Raw genomic sequence first — 20,386 nt, 5'->3', positions numbered from 1 at the left:
TGATGCCGTTCCCACGTCCCCTGCTGCTCCCGAGGTGTCGCCACCATGGCTTACCGATCCCTGACGCGCCCGTCCGTGCTCGCCTGCACGGCGCTGCTCGCCGCCCTGTCCCTGAGCGCGTGCGGCTCCGGAGGGGGTGGGACGAAGGTCGCCAGCGCGGGCGGCGGCAGCGGCAACGGTTCGGCGAAGCCGACGGCCACGGCCAGCCTGAACCCCGCCCAGGCCCGTCTCGCCTTCACGAAGTGCATGCGCGACCACGGTGTCGAGATGCCCGACCAGAACCCCGGGGGCGGCCTGTCGATCCAGATGCCCTCCGACGCCGACGGCCAGGCGAAGATGACCAAGGCCTTGGCCGCCTGCAAGAGCCTGGACTCCGCTCAGCAGGGCAACGCCAACGACCCGGCGCAGCAGAAGAAGGCGCTGGACGAGGCCAAGTGCCTGCGGGCGCACGGCGTCGACATGCCCGACCCGCAGCCCGGCACGGCCCAGCAGATGCCCCAGGGGCCCAACGTCGACGCCGCCATGAAGGCCTGCGGCATGACGTTCTCCGGGACGGGCCAGTGAGCCGCACCGACATCGACACCAGCACCGGCGCCGATACCGGCATCCAGCCGGTGGTGGGCGCCGGGCCGGCGCCCAGGAGGAAGCGCCCCCGGCGCACGGCGCTGTGGACGGCCGCCGTGGTGCTGGCCGCCGCGGCCGGGGCCGGCGGCTACGCCCTGAGCACCCGGACGTCCGACGCCGGGCAGCACGCACCCGTGGCCAAGACCGCCACGGACCTGGTCCGCCGGCAGAACCTGGTCAACACCAAGCAGGTCGACGGAAAGCTCGTCTACTCCGGGCAGGTCACCATCACCGGGCAGATCACCGGCACCATCACCCACCTGCCGTCCCCCGGCGCCGTCGTCTCCCGGGGGAAGGAGCTGTACCAGGTCGACGGGCAGGGGGTGGTCCTGTTCTACGGGGTCGAACCCGCCTACCGCGACCTGCGGGTCGGTGAGCACGGCAATGACGTGCGCCAGTTCGAGCAGAACCTCAGCGCGCTCGGCTACGGCGGGTTCACCGTCGACGACCGCTACGACGCGGACACCGCGGCGGCCGTCCGCCGCTGGCAGCGGAACCAGGGCTGGACGGTCACCGGCGTGGTGGAGCGGGGCCGGGTGGTCTACGCCGCAGGGCCGCTGATGGTGTCCGCGGCCAAGTCCGCGCTCGGTTCGCCCGCCGCGCCGGGGATGCCGGTGCTCGCCGCCAGCTCCGACCGCCAGCACGTCCATGTCGACCTCGACGTCGGGGACCAGCAGTTGGTCGCCAAGGGCGCCCAGGTCACCGTCACCCTGCCGAACGGCAGCACGATCAAGGGCACGGTGGGCTCGATCAGCAAGACCGTGACCACCACCCCCAGCCCGGACGGCCAGGGCGACAAGTCCACCGTCGGCGTCGACATCACCCTCGCCCGCGGGGCCGCGGGCGCGCTCACCCAGGCTCCGGTGACCGTCACGCTGGTGAACGGCCACCGGGACAATGTGCTCACCGTTCCGCTGACCGCGCTGCTGGCCCTCAGCGAGGGTGGCTACGGGGTCGAGGTGCTCCGCCCCGACGGCACCAGCACCGTGGTGCCGGTCACCACCGGCATGTTCGCCGACGGCCGGGTGGAGGTCAGCGGCACCGGCCTGCGCCAGGGCCAGACCGTGGGCGTCGCCGCATGACCGGCAGCCTCATGACCGAGAGCGCCGGCACCGGACCCGCGCCGCTGGTGGAGCTGGCCGGGGTCGGCCACACCTACCCCGGCGGCACCCGGGTGCTGCACGACGTGTCCTTCCGGATCGGTCGCGGCGAACTGTGCGCCATCGTCGGGCCGTCCGGCTCGGGGAAGTCCACCCTGCTCAACCTCATCGGCACCCTGGACGTGCCGACCACCGGGACCGTCGCCATTGACGGCCACGACATCCGGACTCTCAGCGAGAAGCAGCTGTCCGCCCTGCGCGCGCGCTCCATCGGCTTCGTGTTCCAGCACTTCTTCCTCGCGCCGGGGGTCAGCGCCCTCGACAATGTCGCGGACGGGCTGCTCTACCTGGGCATCGGGCGCGGGGAGCGCCGCGAACGCGCCGAACACGCCCTGACCAGGGTCGGTCTGGCGCACCGTCTTGACCACCGCCCGCACGAGCTGTCCGGTGGCGAGAAGCAGCGGGTCGCCATCGCCCGCGCCGTGGTCGGCAATCCGCCGCTGCTGCTGGCGGACGAGCCGACCGGCGCCCTGGACAGCGTCTCCGGAGCGGCGGTGGTGGAGCTGCTGCGCGAGCTCAACGCCGCGGGCACCACGGTCCTGGTGATCACCCACGCCGCGGAACTGGCCACCACCCTGCCGCGCCGCATCCATGTCCACGACGGCGTCGTCACCGAGGGCGTCGTCACCGAAGGGCCCGCCGCCCCGCAGAGGACGCTGATATGACCCGCCGTACCGCCCCGAGGCTGGTACCCAGCCGTCTCTCGCTGCCCGACACCCTGCGGGTGGGAGGCTCGGGACTGCGCACCAGGCCCACCCGGGTGCTGCTGTCCGCCCTCGGCATCGCGATCGGCATCGCCGCGATGGTCGCCGTGGTCGCCATCTCCTCCTCCAGCCAGGCCGCGTTCAACGCCCAGCTCGCCAAGGTCGGCACCAATCTGCTGACCGCCGCCCCGGGCAAGAACGTCTTCGGCAAGGAGACCGAACTCCCCAAGCAGGCGGTCGGCATGGTCCGGCGGATCGGCCCGGTGCGGAACGCGGCCGGGACCGGTGCGCTGCCCAAGGTGAAGGTCTACCGCAACGACCGGATCGACCCGAACGCCAACGGCGGCATCACCGTCAGCGCCACCGACCTGAACCTGGCCGCCACCGTCGGCCTGGACCTGGCCGCGGGCAGCTGGCTCAACGCGGCCCAGGCCGCCTACCCGTCCACCGTCCTCGGCGCGCAGACCGCCCAGCAGTTGGGCATCGACCGGCCGGGCTCGCAGATCTGGCTCGGCGGGCAGTGGTTCACCGTCACCGGCATTCTCCAACCCTCGGCGCTGGCACCGGAACTGGACACCAGCGCACTGGTCGGCGAACCCGCCGCGCAGCGGCTGCTCGGCTACGACGGGCACCCCACCACCGTCTACACCCGCACCGACGACAGCGCCGTCGACCAGGTCCGCCAGGTGCTGGCCGCCACCGCCAACCCCGAGTCGCCCGCGGACGTGGCGATCTCCCGCCCCTCCGACGCCCTCACCGCCAAGCAGGCCGCCAACCAGGCCTTCACCGGCCTGCTGGTGGGCATCGGCGCCATCGCCCTGCTGGTCGGCGGCGTCGGGGTCGCCAACACCATGGTCATCGCGGTCCTGGAACGGCGCGGCGAGATCGGGCTGCGCCGCTCGCTGGGCGCCACCCGGGCCCAGATCCGGACCCAGTTCCTCACCGAATCGGTGCTGCTCTCGGCCCTCGGCGGGGCCGCGGGCGCCGCGATCGGCGCCGCCGTCTCGGCCGGCTACGCGCTCTCCAAGCACTGGCAGGTGGTCATCCCGCCCTGGTCGCTGGGCCTGGGCATCGGCGCCACCATGCTGATCGGCGCCCTGGCCGGGCTCTGGCCGGCCATGCGCGCCGCCCGGCTCGCCCCGCGCGAGGCCCTGGCCGGCCCCTGACCCGGACGCACCTTCGGCGTCGCTCCCACGGAAGGTTCCGCGGGAGCGACGCCGAAATCTTTTATGGACAAGTCACTTGACCAATATGGACAAGCAACTTGACGGAAAGTCAGCGGTCGAACGGGCTGCGGCTCCAGCTGGTGAACGGCTCCAGGATGTGGCTGGCGGCCCAGGTGGTCTGGTTGATGCCGGAGCAGCTGCCCGCGCCGACGGTGCCGGGGCAGCCGCCGTTGTCGCGCTGCAGCGCCCAGATGGACAGGCTGGCGAGGTTGTGGCGGGTGGCCCAGGCCTTGACCGCGGCGGTGTCCGCCAGGGTGGTGGTCTCGGCCGCGCCGAAGTCGTCGATGCCCGGCATCAGGGTGACCCCGATGCTCTTCCACAGCTGGGCCGAGGACTTGTGCGGGTAGATCGCGGCGAGCTGGCTGTGCACACCGGTCGCGGCGGTCTCCGAGTTGGTCGCCATCTCGTGGACGGTGCCGTCGTAGTAGTCGAAGGTCATCGCGTTGACGACGGCGATCCTGGCGTGCTCCTGCGCGGCGTTCTGCAGCAGGGCGATGCCGGTGGCGCCGAGTCCGGTGGTGGTGACCGGCAGGGTGTAGGAGAAGCTGACGTTGCGTCCGGTGCGGGCGGCCCAGGCCTCGACCTTGGCGATGGCCTGGTTGCGGCGGGCGATGCCGGCGGTGTTGCTCAGCGCGTCGGCCTCGACGTCCAGGTCGATCCGGGAGGTGTGGTAGGTGGTGAAGACGTTCTCGTAGACCTTGGCGATGCCGTCGACGCTGGTGCAGCTGTCGGCGATGTCGGTGTTGGTGGTGTCGGCGGTGTAGCCGCCGAAGGAGGGGATGACCGTGCCGCCGGTCCGCTGGATGGCGGCGATGGACTTGCCGAAGGTGGCCGAGGTGAGCGGCGTGGTGGTGGCGCCGTTCCAGTACGCGGTACAGGAACCGGTCGCGGCGGTCTGGATGAACGCCATGGTCAGGTACTTGGCGCCGGACGCCTTGGCGAGGGCGGCCGGGTCGTCGCCGTTGTACGCCTCGAAGTACGGCGCGTACACATGGGCCGGGATGGGGTTCACGGCGGTGTTCCCGTGCGTGGGGAAGCCCGCGGCGCTGGCCGCGCCGGCGCCGGCGGTGAGCAGCCCCGCCGAGGCGATGGCGGTTGCGACTATGCCGGTGAGTACGGCGCGGAGGGGTTTGGGCGATCGTCGCATCTGGGCTCCCAAGCAGCGGTAGTTGAACGTCGCTAATACTTGGACTAGACCAATCTGCTGTCAAGGGTTCCGGGCAGACCCTTGGAAAGCTCATGGCCCCGCTTCAGAAACCGGCCTCAGTTCCGCTCCGCGAGCACCTCGGCCAGGGTGGTCCGAAGCTGCGGGCCGGTCAGCGAGACGAGGTGCGTATGGGGCGGGACGACAGTGCCGGAACGTTGCACCGGCTCGGCCCGCGACGGCTCGGCCCGCACCGGCTCGGCCCGCGACGGTTCAGCTCGCACCGAGTGCGGCCAGCAGCCGGGGGAGGTCGGTCAGGTCCGGCAGCACCGCATGGGCTCCGGCGGCCCGCAGTTCGGCCACACCGAACGAGCCGGTGGCGACGGCCACCGCCGTGGCGCCGCGGGCCAGCGCGGCCTCGACGTCCAGCGGGGTGTCCCCGACCAGCACCACCGACGCCGCCGGGAATTCCATGCCGTACTTGTGTTCGGCCAGGTCCCTGGCCACGTCGACCAGATCGGCCCGCACCAGGTGGTGGTCGCCGAAGGCCGCCACCTCCAGGTCCAGCCGGCCGGCGAGTCCGGCGGCGGCGAGTTTGACCAGGCCCATCCGGCGCATATTGCCGGTGAGCACCGACTGGACCAGGTTCGGCCGGTCGGCCAGGGCGGCGAGGGCCTCCTCGACCCCGGGCAGCACCCGGCCCCCGCCGGCCTGGAACCTGTGCCGCTGCTGCTCGGCGACCCGTCCGGCCAGGTCCTGCAGCGCGGCGGCGGGATCGGCCAGGTCCGTCCCCGCCGAGCCCGGTCGGGGACCGAGTTGGGCGACGAGATCCCGCACGATGGCCCGGTCCGTGCGCCCGGCGAACGGCACCCGGACCGTGACCGGCCTGCCGAAGAGCTGCTCGAACGCCTGGTGCATCGCCTCCCGTCCGAAGCCGGCCGGGTCCAGCAGCGTGCCGTCCACGTCCCAGAGCACCAGCCGCCGAGGGCGGGCCGGCGAGGATTCTTGCGTCATAGGCGATTTCTAGCACTCGCAGACCCGCCGCCGCACGGAGCAGGATGGGGCCCATGAGCAACGATCCGATCGACCTGCACCAGGCCCTGGCCACGTTCGACGAGCTGTGGAGCCCTCGTATCGTCACCGGCGTCAACGACTACGACGTACGGATCGCCAAGGTCGAGGGCGAGCACGTCTGGCACGCCCACGAGCACACCGACGAGTTCTTCCTGGTGCTCGCAGGCGAACTGCGGATCGCCCTGCGCGAGCCGGCCGGCGAACGCGTGGTGACGCTGCCGACCGGTTCGGTCTTCACCGTCCCGCGGGGCACCGAGCACAGGCCGTCCGCCCCGGACGGCGCAGCGATCCTGATGTTCGAGCCCACCGGGACCCCCACCGTCGGCGACCGCCACGAGGAAATCCCGGCCCATGTCGCCGTCACGACAGGACAGCCCCTGCTCCCCCCGCCGGGCGACACGCGGCGCTGACATGCGGCGATGACATGCGGAGAGGCGGTCCCCGACCGGGGACCGCCTCTCCGTACACGTCGTACACGTCGTACACGTCGTCACGTCACTCGTTCACCATCGGTACCAGCGGCCACGGCTGCCGCCGGAGCCCGCGCCCCGGAAGACGAACCCGAGTGCCCAGAGCACCAGGACCACGATGGCGATCCACCACAGAATATGAATGGCGAAGCCGGCCCCGCCCAGGATCAGGGCGAGCAGCAGAACCAGAAGTACAGGACCCATAGTTATCATCCTCCTGAACAGCGCCTGCCCCGCTCCCGCCGACCCATTCCACCGGATCCCTCACTGAAAGGGCGGAAGCTGCTCACGCCGGATGCTGCGCGGGTCCTCCCCGGTGTCGACCACCTGCGCGGCGACCACCCGGAGTTTGACGTTCAGCCGCTGCGAGGCGGCGACCAGCAGCTCGAAACTCTGCCGGGAGGTGATCCGGTGACGCTCCATCAGGATGCCGGTGGCCTCGCCGATCGCCTGCCGGTTGTCCATCGACTGCCGCAGCGAGGCGACCAGTCCCGCGTTCGCCAGCGCCAGCGTCGCATGGGCGGCGTAGACCACGGCGATCTGCGCGGTGCCGTCGTCGAAGGCCGACCGGCGGCCCGAGTGCAGGTTCAACGCGGCGGTGGGGGCCCAGCTGCCGGCCAGCCGGCAGGCCAGCATGCTCCCGACGCCCAGTTCCTCGGCGCCGCGGCTGAACGCGGGCCAGCGCTGCTCCCGGGCGGTGTCGTCGATCCGCAGGAGCGCCTGACCCCGCATCACGTCCAGGCACGGGCCCTGGTCGAGCGCGCCCTGCAGCCGGTCCAGTTCGAGCACCAGCGGATCCGTGCAGGCGGGGCTCTCGATCGCACCGCCCCGGCCGAGCACCGTCACCCCGGCGTGGTCACAGCCCTCGATCACCCCGCGGGCGGAGTCCACGATCGCCCGGAGTGTCTCCTGCACGCTTCCATGGCCGTGGAGTTCACGGGCGGTGCGTGCCAACCGCGCGGCGATCGCCACGTCCGTTCGCCCGGACACCACCTGCTGACTCCTCTCTCGCCCCCGGCCGTCGGTCCTGCTGACAGTAGTCTGCCCGTTCAGCCGGATCCCAGCACCGCGTCGGCGGGCAGCACCCGGCTGCTCAGGTCCTCGGCGACCCGGGTCAGCCCCAGCCCCTGGGCGTCGGCGTAGTCGCGCATGCGGAGGAACGCCGCGTCCATCGAGATGTTGCCCTGCTCGGCCAGGAACCCCTTGGCCCGTTCGATCAGCGAGCGGGCCACCAGAGCCGTCCTGACGTGGTCCTCCACCGACTGGGCCAGGTCGGGCCCGTGCCCGTACTGGACGATGCCGACCATCGCCAGGTCGGCCAGCGCCTGGGCGGCCCGGAGCACGTCCGCCGAGGACAGTCCCGGCGCGGTGTGGAAGAGGTTGAGCGCGCCCACCGTCCGGCCGCGCAGCCGCAGCGGCAGCGCCAGCGCGGAACCGATGCCGAGCCCGAGCGCCGCCGGGGCGAAACTCGGCCAGCGGGCCGCGGCCGCGGCCAGATCCGGCTCCTGCACCAGCGCGCCGATCTGGAAGCACTCGACGCACGGGCCCTCGGCGGCCGCCAGTTGCACCCGCTCCAACTGCCGGATGCTCTCACTGGAGTACGCCACGTCGCGCAGCACGCCGTCCTGGTCGGCCACCAGGATCCCCGCGCCGGACGCCCCGCAGACGCCGATACAGGTGTCGGCCAGACGGTGCAGCAGGTCACCGAGGTCGAAGTCGCTGACCAGCACCCCGGCCAGATCGGCGAGAATCCCGTTCAACTGTGCGTCATGCGCCATGACGGCCTCCTGGCTCCACGCTACGCCCTCTCCCGTTCCCTCTCCGCGCGCTCATCCGTCCTCCCGGGTCAACCGAAGCGCCCGCGAGACTACCGCCGCGGCCACGTCGCCGAGCATCTGCCCCTGGGCGAACGCGTGCGCCCGGAGCCGGGCCAGCGCCGCCTCCGGCCCCAGGTCGAGCTGCGCCATCACCATGCCCACCGCCTGGTCGACGGTCACCTCGTCGGTGACCATCGGCGGGAGCCAGGCCGGGCCGCCCTCCCCGTCCCCCACGGCGGCCAGCAGCGCCAGCGCCACCGCGTCGACCGCGATCCTGGCCTGGGCGATCAGCTCCGGGTCCACGTCCCCGCTGTGCCGCCGGTAGAGGTCCACGATGCCCAGCGGCTCGCGGCCCAGCTGGAGCGGGAAGGCGACCATCGACCGGATCTCCCACCCCGCCGCCAGGACCAGGGCCGCGGCCTCGGCCGCGAACACCGGCCAGTCGCTGTCGACCTGCAGCAGGTCGGTGGTCCAGGCCGGCGCCCGGCTGGTGTACGCGGCGATGCCGGGGCCCTCGCCGAGGGTGAACTGCAGCTCCTCCAGCCGGGTCACCCGTTCGTCACTGGCCGAACGGGCCATCGGGCGGCCGACCTGGGCCATCATCGAGATGGCCACCCCCTCCACCGGCAGCGTGCTGGAACAGGCCGCGCACAGCCGGTTCAGCAGCCCGGCGGCCGGCCCCTGGGCCGCCGCCGCGACCGCCTGCGCGACCCGCGCCAGATCCTTCATCCCACCGCCTCGCCCAACCGTCCGGTCCGCCGCGGCCATCCTAGGCTTCCCACCGTACGCGGTGGATCATCCTGGGCCGGTGCCGCGGCCGGGGCTTCTCTGGCATGCTGGTGGGCAGACGGTTCGGAAGCGCAGCCGACGGTGTTTCGGGCGGGTCTCCCACGTTCCCCCAGCTCTGCCCAGGGACGGCACAGAGAGCTGCTGCCGCATGCCCGATACCATCACCGGCTCGTCCCCCACAGGCCCCCGGGATACGTCATGATCAGCCGCCCGCTGCTGGACATCGTCGTGCTGGACACCGGCGGCACCGTCCGGATGCTGCTCGCGGGGGAGCTCGACCTCTCCGGGGTGCGCGGTCTGCGGTCCGCCGTCAACCGGATCCTCGACATCCCGGGGGTGCGCCGGATCGAGGTCGACGCCGCGCTGCTGGACTTCTGCGACAGCACCGGGCTCGGGGCGCTGATGGAGGCCCAGCAGTGCGCGACCGAGCGGTTCGTCCCGCTCTATCTGACCGACATGCCGCCCCGGCTGCGCCGACTGCTGGACACCACCGGGCTGGGCCGGCGACTGGCCCCGCCGCCCTGGCCGGGCCCGGGGCCCGAGGGCTGACCGTCGGGCCCCGGGCCGACGGTGCGTCAGTTGCCCGTCAGCGCCTTGTACTCGGTGTGCAGGTGGTCGGCGAAGCGGGCCCCCATCCGGTGGTAGGCGGCGGCGTCGGGGTGCAGCCCGTCCCCCAGCGAGTCGGCCTCGTCCGGGCCGAGCAGTCGGCGTCCGTCCAGGTAGGACAGCGCGGGGTCGCTCCCGGCCCGCTGCCGCACCAGGAGTTCCAGCGCCTCGCGGACCCAGCCGAGGGTCAGCGCGCCGAGGGCGTCGGCCTCCGCCGGGTCGCCGATCGGCTGCTGCCGGCCGGTGGCCGGGTCGGTGGCGCACGGCCCGGGGGTGTCCTCCAGCATCGGGCAGGAGACCGGCGAGACCACCAGGATCGGCGTGTCCGGGTGCCCCTCGCGGATGGTGTCGAGGAAGCCGTGCACGGCGGGCAGGAAGGTGCGGCGGCGCATACCGGCGCTGCCGACCACATTGATGCCGATCTTCAGGCTGATGAAGTCGGCCGGCAGCTCCCTGATGGTCCTGGCCACGAACGGGTCGAGCATGGCGTTGCCGGCGAAGGCGAGACTGGTCAGGTCGAGCCCGGTGGCCGCTGCCGCGACCGCGGGCCAGGTCCCGGTGGGGCCGTCCGCCTCCAGGCAGTGGCTGATGGACGAGCCGTAGTGGACCCAGCGCGGCTTCGCCGACTCCTCGGCCGGACGGAGCTCCGCGTTGCCGCCCAGGGACACCAGATCGCTGGTGGCCGACTGGGACAGCCAGATCTCCACCCTCTTGTCGCCGGCCGGCAGCTCGGCGAAGCGGATCGTCTCGGCGCTGCCCGGGATCAGCTGGGTGTCGCCCGCCAGCGAGACGATCTGCAGGATGTCGCCGCCCAGGACGGGCACCCGGCGCAGCCGTTCGCCGTCCACGACCAGGTCGACCACGGCCGGCACCGGGCCGCCGGGCAGTCCGACCCGGGTGGCGTGCAGGACCAGTTCCAGCTCGGTCGCCTCGGTGCGCAGCACCAGCCGGACGTTCGCGGCGCCCTGGACGGCCAGCTCGAAGAAGGGGTCGTTGATCTGGGGCCTGGTCCAGGCGGGGAGCCGGCGCGGCCGCAGCCCGCGCCCGGTCCGCTCGAGTTCGAGCGCGCCCTCGATCCGCACCCGGTCGGCGGGGAAATCGGTCTGGAAGAGCATCTTCTTCGTCTCCTTAGGGTCGGCCGTAGCCGGCGATGTGCAGATCGGCCGGGTCGAAGTCCTTCGGCAGGCCGCCGACCAGGATCCGGGCCTGCTGACCGTCCCGCAGGTCGAGGTAGTTGCGGTCGAAGGTGACGCCGGGCGCGGGGGCCAGCACCCGGGTCAGGTAGCTGTAGCCGTGCGAGGTCAGCACGACCTCGGCGGTGCCGTCCGCGGCACCGGGCTCGATCCTGGTCTCGACCTCGCCGAGGGTCAGCGGGAGGTCCTTGAGCGGCCCGAAGAACAGCCGGTTGGGCTCGATCCGGCCGGCCCCGTCGCTGACCCAGGCGAAGCGGTCGGGTCCGGGGCCGAAGGCGGCGGCGGGCGCCGACCACACCGGGCGCGAGCTGCCCGGGGCGGCGACCAGGTCCAGGTACTCGTCGACGAACTGCTCTCCGGCGAAGCCGGCCACCTCGACCCGGAGCCGCAGCTCCACCGGGGTCCGGCCGCTGTTGCTGACCCACAGCTGGATCCCGCCGTCGTCGGTCCTGACGAAGCTGGCCAGCACCGGGCGGTAGGCGCGCTGGGTGAAGTAGTACCCGGCCTTGGCGATCAGGTCGTGGTCGATGATCGACCAGGACAGGCCCGGCCAGGGCTCGTTGAGCTGCCAGAGCAGGGTGCCGGAGCAGTGCGGCTGCCGGCGCCGGTAGTGCTCGATGCCGAACTTCAGCCCCTCCGCCTGGCAGGCCATCGAGAAGTCGACGTACTGCTCCAGGTCGGTCGGCAGCCCGGTCTCCACCGACATCAGGTCGTCGCCCTTGTTCTTGGGCACGTCCTTGTTGCGGTTGTCGAACTCGGGGCTGTGCAGGGCGAGCGAACCCGGCGGGGTCCACCGGGCCAGGGTGCCCAGCTCGGCCGTGGCGTGGATGCCGAACTCGCTGATGAACTTGCCCTTGTCGTAGCGGTAGCGGTCGAAGTGCACCTCCTCGCCCTTGCTCGCGAACTCGGTGGGGCCGCCGACGCCGAGGTCCACGCCGTGCCAGACCTCCCAGGCGTGCCGGTCGCCGTCGAGGACGCCGTTGATGCCGTACGGGTCGTCCTCGCCCCAGGGGCTGCCGGGCCAGTACGGGACCTCGGGGTTGAACCGGGTGACGGCGGAGGGCAGCACCTCGTGGAAGAAGGACCAGCCCCAGTTGCCCGGGTCGGTGTTCTGGTAGACCAGCTGGTGGATGCCGGTCACCTCGTTGTTGCCCGCCCACAGCGCCATGGACGCGCGGTTGCGCAGCCGCTTGACCTGGTACTCCGCCTCGCGGACCACCTCGGCGTGCAGGGCCGGGTCGTCGCTGGGGTAGTCGATGCAGGCGAACATGAAGTCCTGCCAGACCAGCACGCCCAGGTCGTCGCAGGAGCGGTAGAAGCCGTCCTGCTCGTAGACCCCGCCGCCCCACACCCGCAGCATGTTCATATTGCCCCGCTTGGCCGCCTCCACCAGGGCGCGGACGGTCTCGGCGGTCACCGAACCGGTCATCATGCTCACCGGCACCCAGTTGGCGCCGCGGGCGAACAGCGGGACCCCGTTCAGCACGAACCGGAACAGCCGGCCGCCCTCCTCGTCGGCGGAGCGGTCCAGGGTGACGGTGCGCAGTCCGATCCGGTCCTCGGCCCGGTCCAGCAGCAGCCCGTCCTTCCCGGTCAGCTCGATCACCACGTCGTAGAGCGGCTGCTCGCCCAGGTCGTGGCTCCACCACAGCTGGGCGTCGTCGATGTCGAGCACGGCGCCGGCCCGGCCGTCGCCGAGGTCGAGCTCCGCGCGGTGCACCCGGCCGTTCGGGGCGGTCAGGGTGACCAGGGCGTTCATCGCGCCGCTGTGGCCGAAGGCGTCCGCCTCGACGTCGACGGCGACGGTGGCCGTCGCGGCGGCCACGTCCACCGAGGTCGCCCGGATGTGGTGGCCGCTCAGCACGGCGCCGCGCTCGCGACGGAGCTGGACCACGCCCGCCAGACCGATGGCCGGCAGCCGGGGGCCGAAGTCCCAGCCCCAGGAGAAGGTGCCCTTGCGGCGCAGGGTCAGCGCCAGGTTCGCCGACATCACCCCGGGCGGCTGCTCTGCCTCGGGGTCCTCGGGCTGCCCGTCCTGCACCAGCAGGCCGAACAGGGCCTTCATCTTCTCCAGGGTGTTCGCCACCTCGGGCGGCGTGGTGAGACCGGCCAGCGGCGGGGTGAAGCGGATCAGCAGTTCGTTGTGGGCGCGGACCTGGCCGGTGACGTCCAGCACGGCCGGCCGGAACTGCGACTCATGGCTGCCGACCAGCTCGCCGTTGAGCCAGATCTCGGCGACGGTGTCGAGGCTCTCGCAGACCAGCCGCAGCCGCTCGTCCCCGTCCAGCCCGTCCGGCGCGTCGAAGTCGAACGCGGTGCGGTACCACCAGGTCTCGTCGTCGATCCAGCGCGCCGCCTCCATGTTGTCGCCGTAGTAGGGGTGCTCGATCCGCCCTGCGGCGATCAGGCTCTCGTGCACACCCCCCGGGACCACGGCCGGATACCAGGTGAGGGTGGGGTCCTGCCGCACCGCCTCGGGTGTGGTGAGGTCGCTGGCGGCCAGCTCGAAGCGGTCAAGCCGTTGCACGGAGTCCATGGAGCACTCTTCTCTGAAAGTTTCTGTGTGGGGGGACGACCGCTGGGGGAGGACCGCTAGCGGACGCGGCGGATCATGACGATGCAGGCCCCGCCGGCCAGGGCCAGCAGCAGGGTGACGGCGAACAGGGCGCGGTACCCGGCCAGCGTCACCAGCAGCGCGGACAGCGGCGGTCCGAGCACCAGCGGGGCGGTGTTGGCGATGCTGAGGAAGCCCAGGCCCTTGGCCTCGGTCCCGCTGGTCGGCAGCACCTCGACCATCAGCGCCTGGTCGACCGAGAGGTACATCCCGTAGCCGAAGCCGGAGATGACGTAGAACGCCAGCACGGTCGGCACGGTGGTGCTGACCAGGGCGGGCAGCGCGGCCGCGCCGACCAGCACCGAGGCGGCGACCACCAGCGGCTTGCGCCGTTCCAGGCGGTCCGAGAGCACCCCGCCCACGGTGGTGGCCAGCAGCGCCGCCAGGGCGAGCAGCACCGAGCCGAGCGCGATCACCTCGCTCGCCCGCTTGTCGCTCAGATGCAGGTAGTCGGTGAGCAGGTAGAGCTGGTAGAAGACGACCAGGAACAGGGCCAGGATCACGCAGAAGCGGCCGGCGAACGCCCACAGGAAGTCGCGGTCCCTGGACGGCATGAACGACCGCAGCAGTGCCCTGGCGTCCAGCCGCTGCCGCGGCTCGTCCCGGTTGGACGCGTCCCTGGCCAGGAAGAACACCAGCAGCGCGACCGCGAGCATGGTCCACGGCACGATCCTGATGCCGACCGCGGGAACGTTGATGGCGGCCGAGGCGGCGACCCCGCCCAGACCGGTGCCGAGCAGGTAGCCGACGCCGCTCAGCGCCGAGGCGCGGCCGAGTGAGGTGCGCGGCACCCGGTCCGGCAGCAGTGCGTAGAGCGCGCTCAGCATCGCGCTGAGGCCGACCTGGTACAGCGCGAAGCACAGCACCTGCAGCGCGAAGACCGAGCTGAGACCGGTCAGCGCGAGGGCGGCCGAGGCCACCGCCGCGCCGCCGAGGATCCAGGGGTTGCGCCGGCCGAACCTGCTCCGGGTCCGGTCGGAGAGCGCGCCGGCCACGATCGTGGTCAGCACCGCCGAGCCCGCGCCGACCGTGGTCAGCACGGCGTAGGAGGCCACTTTGGAGCCGGGGCGCTCGTCGGCGAGCAGGGCCTGCAGCAGCGTCCCGGCGGCGGTGGACGGAAGCGCCCAGGCCGCGTGCCCGGCGAACAGCAGCGGCCCCAGCCGCCCCAGCCGGGCCGGTGCGGCGGGCACCGCGGCCGGGCCGGACTCGACGGCGACGATGCTCTGGACTGTGGTCATACGAACACCGTAGACGTTAAAAACTAAGTAACACTAGGTTTTCAACCGGGTGAGTGTCGCCGACCTGGGGCGGGGTACATTCGGCCGCATGTCCACCAACGCACGCCGCGGTCCCTATCAGAAGGGGGTCGCCCGCCGAGCCGAGATCCTCAAGGTCGCCCTCGACGCGTACGAAACCTCAGGCCCGCAGGGGCCCTCGCTGAAGTCCATCGCCGCCGCAGTCGGACTCACCGAGGCCGGAGTGCTGCACTACTTCGAGAGCAAGGACGAGCTGCTCGTCGCCATCCTCGCGGCCCGCGACGCCGAGTACTCCGCCACCTACGACCTGACCACGCTGGACGGCGCCTGGGCGCTGATGGCGCACACCACCGAGACGCCGGGGCTGCTCCGGCTGTTCGTCGACATGACCGCCGCCTCGGCCCGGCCGGAGCACCCGGCCCATCTCTTTATGCGCGAACGCGCGGTCCAGGTAACGGAGTTGATTGAGGCTCTGCTCGGCCCCGGCCGGACCTGGCAGGCCCGGGTGCTGCTCGCGGCGGCGGAGGGCCTGCAGATCCAGTGGCTCCGCGACCCGTCCACCGACATCGTCGCCGACCTCAAGCGGCTCTCCGCCACCTTCCGCGGCGAACCGGTCGAGGCCGTCGGCTGAAAGCGCTCAGCGCACCCCTGCCAGCGCCAGCGCCGCCGCGCCGACCAGCCCCGCGTCGGTGCCCAGCTGGGCCGGCTCGACCCGCAGACCGGCCGTGAACGGCAGCGTCGCGTAGCTGCGCAGATGCCGCCGCAGCGGGGCGAACAGGGTCTCGCCGGCCCGGGCCACCCCGCCGCCGACGACGGCCACCTCGATCTCCACCAGGGTCGCGGTGGCCGCGATCCCCGCGGCCAGCGCCTGCGCGGCACGGTCGAAGGAGGCCAGCGCGACCGGGTCGCCCGCCCGCGCGGAGACCGCGACCGCACCGGCCGAGCTGTCGGCGCCGAGCGGCCGCCAGCCGTCCCGCAGCGCGCGGCGGGCGATGGCGGTGCCGCTGGCGAAGCCCTCCACGCAGCCGCGCGAGCCGCAGGGGCAGGGCTCGCCGTCCAGGTCCAGGCTGATGTGGCCCAGGTGTCCGGCGTTCCCGGTGGGCCCGGCGTGCACGGCGCCGTTCAGCACCAGCCCGGCGCCGACCCCGGTCGACACCACCAGGCACAGCGCGTTGGCACAGCCGCGGGCCGCCCCGCGCCAGTGCTCGGCCGCCGTCATCGCCACCGCGTCCCCGCCCAGCACCACCGGCAGCCCGGCCACGGCCGGATGCGCGGCCACCCGGTCCACCAGCGGGTAGTCGCGCCAGCCGGGGATGTTGACCGGGCTCACCGTGCCCCGGGAGATGTCCACCGGGCCGGCGCTGCCGATGCCGAGCATGTGCACCAGGGACCAGCGCGGGTCGGCGGCGAGCAGGTCCAGCACCCGGTGCACCGTTCTGAGCACGGAGTCGCCCGGTTCGTCGGCCGGGGTGGGGAGTTGGACCTGGTGGCAGAGGGTGCCGGCGGCGTCCACCAGCCCCCGGCGATCTTGGTGCCGCCTATGTCGAGGGCGGCGACCAACTGCCCGGGAAGGGGCGTGCGCGACTGCGGGACGTCGGTCTGCTGCGTGCTCATGGCGATGCCTTCGGTCGGTCGGGGCTGGCGGGTCGAGTGTCGCCTCTTCTGACAACGTTGTCTAGCCAGCGGCGCGGCCGAGCGGGGTGAGGTAGCCGAGCATGGCGTCCTTGGTCTCCCGGAAGATCTCCGGGTTCTTCGCCGCCGAGACATCGCCCAGGGCGTACAGGCCCATGCTGAGGTGGATCACCATCAGGGCGACCATCCGGCGGCGGACCGGGCTCATCGGGACCGCGAGGACGGCGAGCAGTTCCTCCACCCGCTGCACCATGGTGCGCAGCAGGGCCTCGGTCTGGCTCGGGTGCTCGGGCAGCGTCAGCAGGAAGCAGAGCAGCCCGGGCGGGTCGCTGTTGAGCCGGGCGTGCACCCGCAGCACCCGGTCCACGCTGACCTCCAGCGGCTGCTCGGCCGCGTCCGCGAGCGCCTCGTCCAGGGCGACGCCCAGCCGCACCGCCCACTCGGCCTGCAGCGCGGAGAGCACCGCGTGCTTGTCGGGGAAGAACTGGTAGAGCGATCCCACCGAGAGGCCGGCCCGCTCGGCGATGTGGTTGGTCGTGGTGGCGGCGAACCCCTGCTCGACGAAGACCTGGCCCGCGGCTGCCAGCAGCCGGGCGACGGTCTGCCGGCTGCGCTCCTGCTGCGGCACGCGCACACTGCGGCTGTTTCTGGCCATTCGAGCAGCATCGCACAGCCCGAGAACGCGAGCAACACTTCACTTATGACGTCGGCGAACGGCCCGGAACACCTGCCCCCAACAGCGGAAACTCCCTGGTGGAGCCGGGGGTTCGGGCGATTCGAACGCGAGTTGTAGACATGAATAATCCTTCAGATAATGGCAGTATGACGACACAGGGCGAGGCCTTTGTTCCGGTGCGCGGAGTGCGGGCGCACTACCGGGTGACCGGGGAAGGACCACCGGTGCTGCTGCTGCACGGGATCGGCCGGACCCTGGAGGACTGGACCGAGCAGCAGCACCGGCTGCGCGACCGCTACCGGGTCTACAGCCTGGATCTGGCCGGCTTCGGAAGCTCCCAGCGGCTGGACGGGCCGTGCAGCCTGTCCGGGTTCGCCGACTTCGTGACCGGCTTCCTGGACGCGGTCGGGGAGCACCGTCGGGTGGTGGTGATGGGCAACTCGCTGGGCGGAGCGGTCGCCCTCGCCGTGGCGGCCGCCGCCCCCGAGCGGGTGTCCGCGCTGGTGCTGGCCAACAGCGCCGGGTTCGGCCAGGAGGTCGCCTTCGTCCTGCGGCTGCTGGCGCTGCGCCCGCTGGGCCGGATCCTGCTCAGGCCGAACCGGGGGAACGCCCGCAGGACCGAGCGGGCCCTCTTCTTCGACCGCCGCTTCGCCACCGAGGAGCGGGTCGAGCACGCCCTGCGCGCCGCCGAGCGGCCCGGCGCGGCCGAGGTTTTCCTGGAGACCGTCCGCGGTCTCGGCACCCTGCGCGGCATCAGGCCGCAGTGGCGCGAGCGGCTGCTGGCGCAGGTCGCGCCGCTGCGGGTGCCCACGCTGGTGGTCTGGGGCGACCACGACCTGATCCTGCCCGCCGCCCACCTCGACCACGCCCGGCGGTCCCTCCCGCACGCCCGCACCCACCTGTTCGCCGACACCGGCCACATGCCGCAGATCGAGCGCGCCGAGGAGTTCCACGAACTGGCCTCCGCGTTCCTGAAGGAGGAACTCAGATGACCCCCGCAGTGGACGCAACAGACGGGCCGGACGTGCTGGACGCCGCCGTGATCGGCACCGGTTTCTCCGGCCTCGGCATGGCCTGCCGGCTCAAGCAGCAGGGCATCGAGGACTTCGTGGTCTTCGAACGGGCCCAGGAGGTGGGCGGCACCTGGCGCGACAACACCTACCCGGGCTGCGCCTGCGACATCCGCAGCGACCTCTACTCCTTCTCCTTCGCCCCCAACCCGGACTGGACCTCCCGCTACGCCCGGCAGGAGGAGATCCACGCCTATCTGCGGGACACCACCGACCGGTTCGGGATCCGCGAGCACATCCGCTTCGGGCACGAGGTGGAGCACGCAGCCTGGGACGAGGAGGCCGCGCTGTGGCGGATCACCACCAGCGCGGGCGAGTACCTGGCCCGGGTGCTGATCTCCGGCCACGGCCCGCTGATCACCCCCAAGTGGCCGGAGATCCCCGGTCTGGAGGACTTCGCCGGGGAGAGCTTCCACTCCGCCGCCTGGAACCACGGCGTGGAGCTGGCCGGGAAGCGGATCGCGGTCATCGGCACCGGCGCCTCGGCGATCCAGTTCGTGCCCAGGATCGCGGAGTCCGCCGGGCAGTTGACGGTCTTTCAGCGCAGCGCGCCGTGGGTGATGCCGCGCGGCGACGCCCCCACCAGCGCCGCCAGGCGCCGCTGGTTCGCCCGGCTGCCGCTGCTGCAACAGGCCTCCCGGGCCTGGATCTTCGGGGTGGCCGAGAGCAGGTTCGCCGGCTTCAAGTACCCCTGGGTCAGCCGCCGCTTCGAGGCCGTGGGCCGTTCCTACCTGGCCCGCAAGGTCCGCGATCCCGAGCTGCGGGCGAAGGTCACCCCGGACTTCCGGATCGGCTGCAAGCGGCTGCTGGTCTCCGACGAGTACTACCCGGCGCTGAACCGCCCCAACGTCGACCTGGTCACCGAGAAGATCACCGGGGTGACCGCCACCGGGGTGGTCACCGCCGACGGCGCCCACCACGAGGTCGATGTGCTGATCTGCGGCACCGGCTTCAACGCCACCCAGCCGGCCGTCGCCGAGCTGATCCACGGCCGGGGCGGGATACCCCTGGCGCAGTACTGGGGCACCCGGATGGAGGCGCTGCACGGCACCACCGTGACCGGCTTCCCCAATCTGTTCCTGCTGGTGGGGCCCAACACCGCGCTGGGCCACAACAGCATCGTCTACATCATCGAGTCCCAGATCGACTATGTGCTGAAGGCGCTGCGGCTGATGCGCGGCCGGGGAGCCGCCGCCATCGAGGCGCTGCCGCAGGCCCAGTCCGCGTACAACGACGGGCTACAGCGGACGCTCAGCACCTCGGTCTGGGTCAAGGGCGGCTGCACCAGCTTCTACCTGGACGCCGAGGGCCGGAACACCACGCTGTGGCCGCACCGGGCGGCCCGGTTCCGGCAGCTGCTGCGCCGCTTCGACCCCTCGCTCTACCGACTCACCACCGCCCGGCAGACCAGTGAACGAGAGACTCGCACACACGAGACGGAGACCAGCCATGCGTGACTATGTGTTCGCCCACGGCACGGCCGTGGTGACCGGCGCCGCCTCCGGCATCGGCGCGGCGCTCGCCCACGGCCTCGCCGAGCGCGGCAGCCACCTCGCCCTGCTGGACCGGGACGCCGACGGCCTCGACGCCCTGGTCAAGGACCTCGGCGGCCAGTACCCGCAGCTCACTGTGCGCAGCTATACGGTCGACCTGGGCGACGCCGAGGCGACCCTGCGCGCGGCCGAGTCGGTCCGCGCGGACCACGAGCGGATCACCCTGCTGATCAACAACGCCGGGGTGGCCCTGGCCGGACGGTTCGACCAGCTGTCGGTCGAGGAGTTCGAGTGGGTGGTCGACATCAACTTCCACGCCCAGGTCCGGCTCACCCACGCCCTGCTGCCGATGCTCTACGCCTCGCCCGGCGCCCATCTGGTGAATGTCTCCAGCCTGTTCGGGCTGATCGCCCCGGCCGGCCAGTCCGCCTACGCGGCGAGCAAGTTCGCGGTCCGCGGCTTCACCGAGGCGCTGCGCCACGAGCTCCCGGAGAAGGGCGTCGGGGTGACCGGCGTCCACCCGGGCGGCATCCGCACCGCGATCGCCACCAACGCCCGGGTCGCGGCCGGGGTCAGCGCGGCCGAGCAGTCCGCCGGGCAGCGGCAGTTCGAGAAGCTGCTGACCATCGAGCCCTCGGCCGCCGCCGCCCAGATCCTGGAGGGGGTCCGCAGGCGCAGGACCCGGGTCCTGATCGGCTGGAGCGCCAGGATCCCCGACCTGCTCGGCCGGCTGCTGCCCGGCTCATACGGCCGGGTGCTGGCCGTGGCCATGAAGAACCGCGGCCGCTGAGCCGCTGCCGGGTTGCCGCTGCCGTCGATCCTGAAGATCGCCTTCAGC

General features: G+C 72.3%; 21 protein-coding genes and 1 pseudogene. 10 read left to right on the top strand and 12 right to left on the bottom strand.

Annotated features, from left to right (window positions below; translation table 11 throughout):
• The first annotated feature begins 45 nt into the window (after nt 1–45).
• The 4 genes from ACXKR8_RS23690 to ACXKR8_RS23675 are packed head-to-tail and all read left to right on the top strand — an operon-like array spanning nt 46 to nt 3,654.
• On the top strand, nt 46–564 hold the full coding sequence (locus ACXKR8_RS23690) for a hypothetical protein (protein ID WP_458274874.1): 519 nt from the start codon (nt 46–48) through the stop codon (nt 562–564).
• Nucleotides 561–1,706 carry a peptidoglycan-binding protein gene (locus tag ACXKR8_RS23685; RefSeq protein WP_458274873.1) on the top strand — a complete coding sequence of 382 codons (1,146 nt, stop codon included), beginning with the start codon at nt 561–563 and terminating at the stop codon, nt 1,704–1,706. Before ACXKR8_RS23690 ends, ACXKR8_RS23685 begins: the two co-directional genes overlap by 4 nt.
• A complete protein-coding gene (locus tag ACXKR8_RS23680) occupies nt 1,703–2,449 on the top strand; it encodes an ABC transporter ATP-binding protein (protein ID WP_458274872.1) in 747 nt (248 codons plus the stop codon). Before ACXKR8_RS23685 ends, ACXKR8_RS23680 begins: the two co-directional genes overlap by 4 nt.
• The gene (locus tag ACXKR8_RS23675; RefSeq protein WP_458274871.1) at nt 2,446–3,654 is read left to right on the top strand and encodes an ABC transporter permease; all 1,209 of its coding nucleotides are present in this window, start codon (nt 2,446–2,448) and stop codon (nt 3,652–3,654) included. Before ACXKR8_RS23680 ends, ACXKR8_RS23675 begins: the two co-directional genes overlap by 4 nt.
• 109 nt (nt 3,655–3,763) lie before the next feature.
• Here the strand turns inward: ACXKR8_RS23675 and ACXKR8_RS23670 are convergent, their stop codons facing one another.
• The 3 genes from ACXKR8_RS23670 to ACXKR8_RS23660 form a co-directional block, all read right to left on the bottom strand.
• Nucleotides 3,764–4,861: a chitinase gene (locus ACXKR8_RS23670; protein ID WP_458274870.1), complete on the bottom strand. Its 1,098-nt coding sequence runs from the start codon at nt 4,859–4,861 to the stop codon at nt 3,764–3,766.
• 116 nt (nt 4,862–4,977) lie between these two features.
• Nucleotides 4,978–5,142, bottom strand: coding sequence for a hypothetical protein (locus ACXKR8_RS23665; protein ID WP_458274869.1), 165 nt, complete (start codon nt 5,140–5,142; stop codon nt 4,978–4,980).
• On the bottom strand, nt 5,132–5,872 hold the full coding sequence (locus tag ACXKR8_RS23660; protein WP_458274868.1) for an HAD family hydrolase: 741 nt from the start codon (nt 5,870–5,872) through the stop codon (nt 5,132–5,134). The genes ACXKR8_RS23665 and ACXKR8_RS23660 overlap by 11 nt, the downstream gene beginning before the upstream one ends.
• A gap of 53 nt (nt 5,873–5,925) precedes the next feature.
• Between ACXKR8_RS23660 and ACXKR8_RS23655 the strand changes: the two genes are divergently transcribed.
• Entirely contained in the window at nt 5,926–6,342 is a 417-nt protein-coding gene (locus tag ACXKR8_RS23655; RefSeq protein WP_458274867.1) for a cupin domain-containing protein, read from the top strand.
• 93 nt (nt 6,343–6,435) lie between these two features.
• Here ACXKR8_RS23655 and ACXKR8_RS23650 read toward each other — a convergent pair whose 3' ends face one another.
• From ACXKR8_RS23650 to ACXKR8_RS23635, 4 genes are read right to left on the bottom strand one after another with little or no spacing between them, the layout of a single operon-like run.
• Nucleotides 6,436–6,606: a hydrophobic protein gene (locus tag ACXKR8_RS23650; protein ID WP_458268253.1), complete on the bottom strand. Its 171-nt coding sequence runs from the start codon at nt 6,604–6,606 to the stop codon at nt 6,436–6,438.
• A gap of 60 nt (nt 6,607–6,666) precedes the next feature.
• A complete protein-coding gene (locus ACXKR8_RS23645) occupies nt 6,667–7,392 on the bottom strand; it encodes a GAF and ANTAR domain-containing protein (RefSeq protein ID WP_458274866.1) in 726 nt (241 codons plus the stop codon).
• 59 nt (nt 7,393–7,451) lie between these two features.
• Nucleotides 7,452–8,180, bottom strand: coding sequence for a GAF and ANTAR domain-containing protein (locus ACXKR8_RS23640; RefSeq protein ID WP_458274865.1), 729 nt, complete (start codon nt 8,178–8,180; stop codon nt 7,452–7,454).
• A gap of 51 nt (nt 8,181–8,231) precedes the next feature.
• The gene (locus ACXKR8_RS23635; RefSeq protein WP_458274864.1) at nt 8,232–8,948 is read right to left on the bottom strand and encodes an ANTAR domain-containing protein; all 717 of its coding nucleotides are present in this window, start codon (nt 8,946–8,948) and stop codon (nt 8,232–8,234) included.
• 258 nt (nt 8,949–9,206) lie between these two features.
• Between ACXKR8_RS23635 and ACXKR8_RS23630 the strand changes: the two genes are divergently transcribed.
• Complete coding sequence (locus ACXKR8_RS23630) at nt 9,207–9,557, top strand: STAS domain-containing protein (protein ID WP_458274863.1); 351 nt, start codon at nt 9,207–9,209, stop codon at nt 9,555–9,557.
• A 26-nt stretch (nt 9,558–9,583) separates the two neighbouring features.
• Here ACXKR8_RS23630 and ACXKR8_RS23625 read toward each other — a convergent pair whose 3' ends face one another.
• Genes ACXKR8_RS23625 through ACXKR8_RS23615 form a run of 3 tightly spaced genes read right to left on the bottom strand, consistent with a single transcriptional unit; the run spans nt 9,584 to nt 14,659 of the window.
• Nucleotides 9,584–10,729, bottom strand: coding sequence for a GDSL-type esterase/lipase family protein (locus tag ACXKR8_RS23625; protein ID WP_458274862.1), 1,146 nt, complete (start codon nt 10,727–10,729; stop codon nt 9,584–9,586).
• A 13-nt stretch (nt 10,730–10,742) separates the two neighbouring features.
• Nucleotides 10,743–13,343 (bottom strand): glycoside hydrolase family 2 protein, encoded by a 2,601-nt coding sequence (locus ACXKR8_RS23620; protein WP_458274861.1) that lies wholly within the window; start codon nt 13,341–13,343, stop codon nt 10,743–10,745.
• 56 nt (nt 13,344–13,399) lie between these two features.
• Complete coding sequence (locus ACXKR8_RS23615) at nt 13,400–14,659, bottom strand: MFS transporter (RefSeq protein WP_458274860.1); 1,260 nt, start codon at nt 14,657–14,659, stop codon at nt 13,400–13,402.
• A gap of 88 nt (nt 14,660–14,747) precedes the next feature.
• On the opposite strand from ACXKR8_RS23615, the gene ACXKR8_RS23610 reads away from it, so the two are divergent.
• Nucleotides 14,748–15,308, top strand: a complete 561-nt coding sequence (locus ACXKR8_RS23610) for a TetR/AcrR family transcriptional regulator (RefSeq protein WP_458274859.1) — start codon at nt 14,748–14,750, stop codon at nt 15,306–15,308.
• A gap of 6 nt (nt 15,309–15,314) precedes the next feature.
• Here the strand turns inward: ACXKR8_RS23610 and ACXKR8_RS23605 are convergent.
• Nucleotides 15,315–16,291: pseudogene (locus ACXKR8_RS23605) on the bottom strand (ROK family protein).
• 61 nt (nt 16,292–16,352) lie between these two features.
• The gene (locus tag ACXKR8_RS23600; protein WP_458274857.1) at nt 16,353–16,964 is read right to left on the bottom strand and encodes a TetR/AcrR family transcriptional regulator; all 612 of its coding nucleotides are present in this window, start codon (nt 16,962–16,964) and stop codon (nt 16,353–16,355) included.
• 167 nt (nt 16,965–17,131) lie between these two features.
• Between ACXKR8_RS23600 and ACXKR8_RS23595 the strand changes: the two genes are divergently transcribed.
• The 3 genes from ACXKR8_RS23595 to ACXKR8_RS23585 are packed head-to-tail and all read left to right on the top strand — an operon-like array spanning nt 17,132 to nt 20,338.
• Nucleotides 17,132–17,977, top strand: coding sequence for an alpha/beta fold hydrolase (locus tag ACXKR8_RS23595; RefSeq protein WP_458274856.1), 846 nt, complete (start codon nt 17,132–17,134; stop codon nt 17,975–17,977).
• On the top strand, nt 17,974–19,512 hold the full coding sequence (locus ACXKR8_RS23590; RefSeq protein WP_458274855.1) for a flavin-containing monooxygenase: 1,539 nt from the start codon (nt 17,974–17,976) through the stop codon (nt 19,510–19,512). The genes ACXKR8_RS23595 and ACXKR8_RS23590 overlap by 4 nt, the downstream gene beginning before the upstream one ends.
• On the top strand, nt 19,505–20,338 hold the full coding sequence (locus ACXKR8_RS23585) for an SDR family NAD(P)-dependent oxidoreductase (protein WP_458274854.1): 834 nt from the start codon (nt 19,505–19,507) through the stop codon (nt 20,336–20,338). The genes ACXKR8_RS23590 and ACXKR8_RS23585 overlap by 8 nt, the downstream gene beginning before the upstream one ends.
• Nucleotides 20,339–20,386 lie beyond the last annotated feature (48 nt).

The organism is Streptacidiphilus sp. PAMC 29251 (assembly GCF_054208735.2).
The sequence above is the reverse complement of the archived record's forward strand: the minus strand, read 5'-3'. Positions and strand labels throughout refer to the sequence as shown.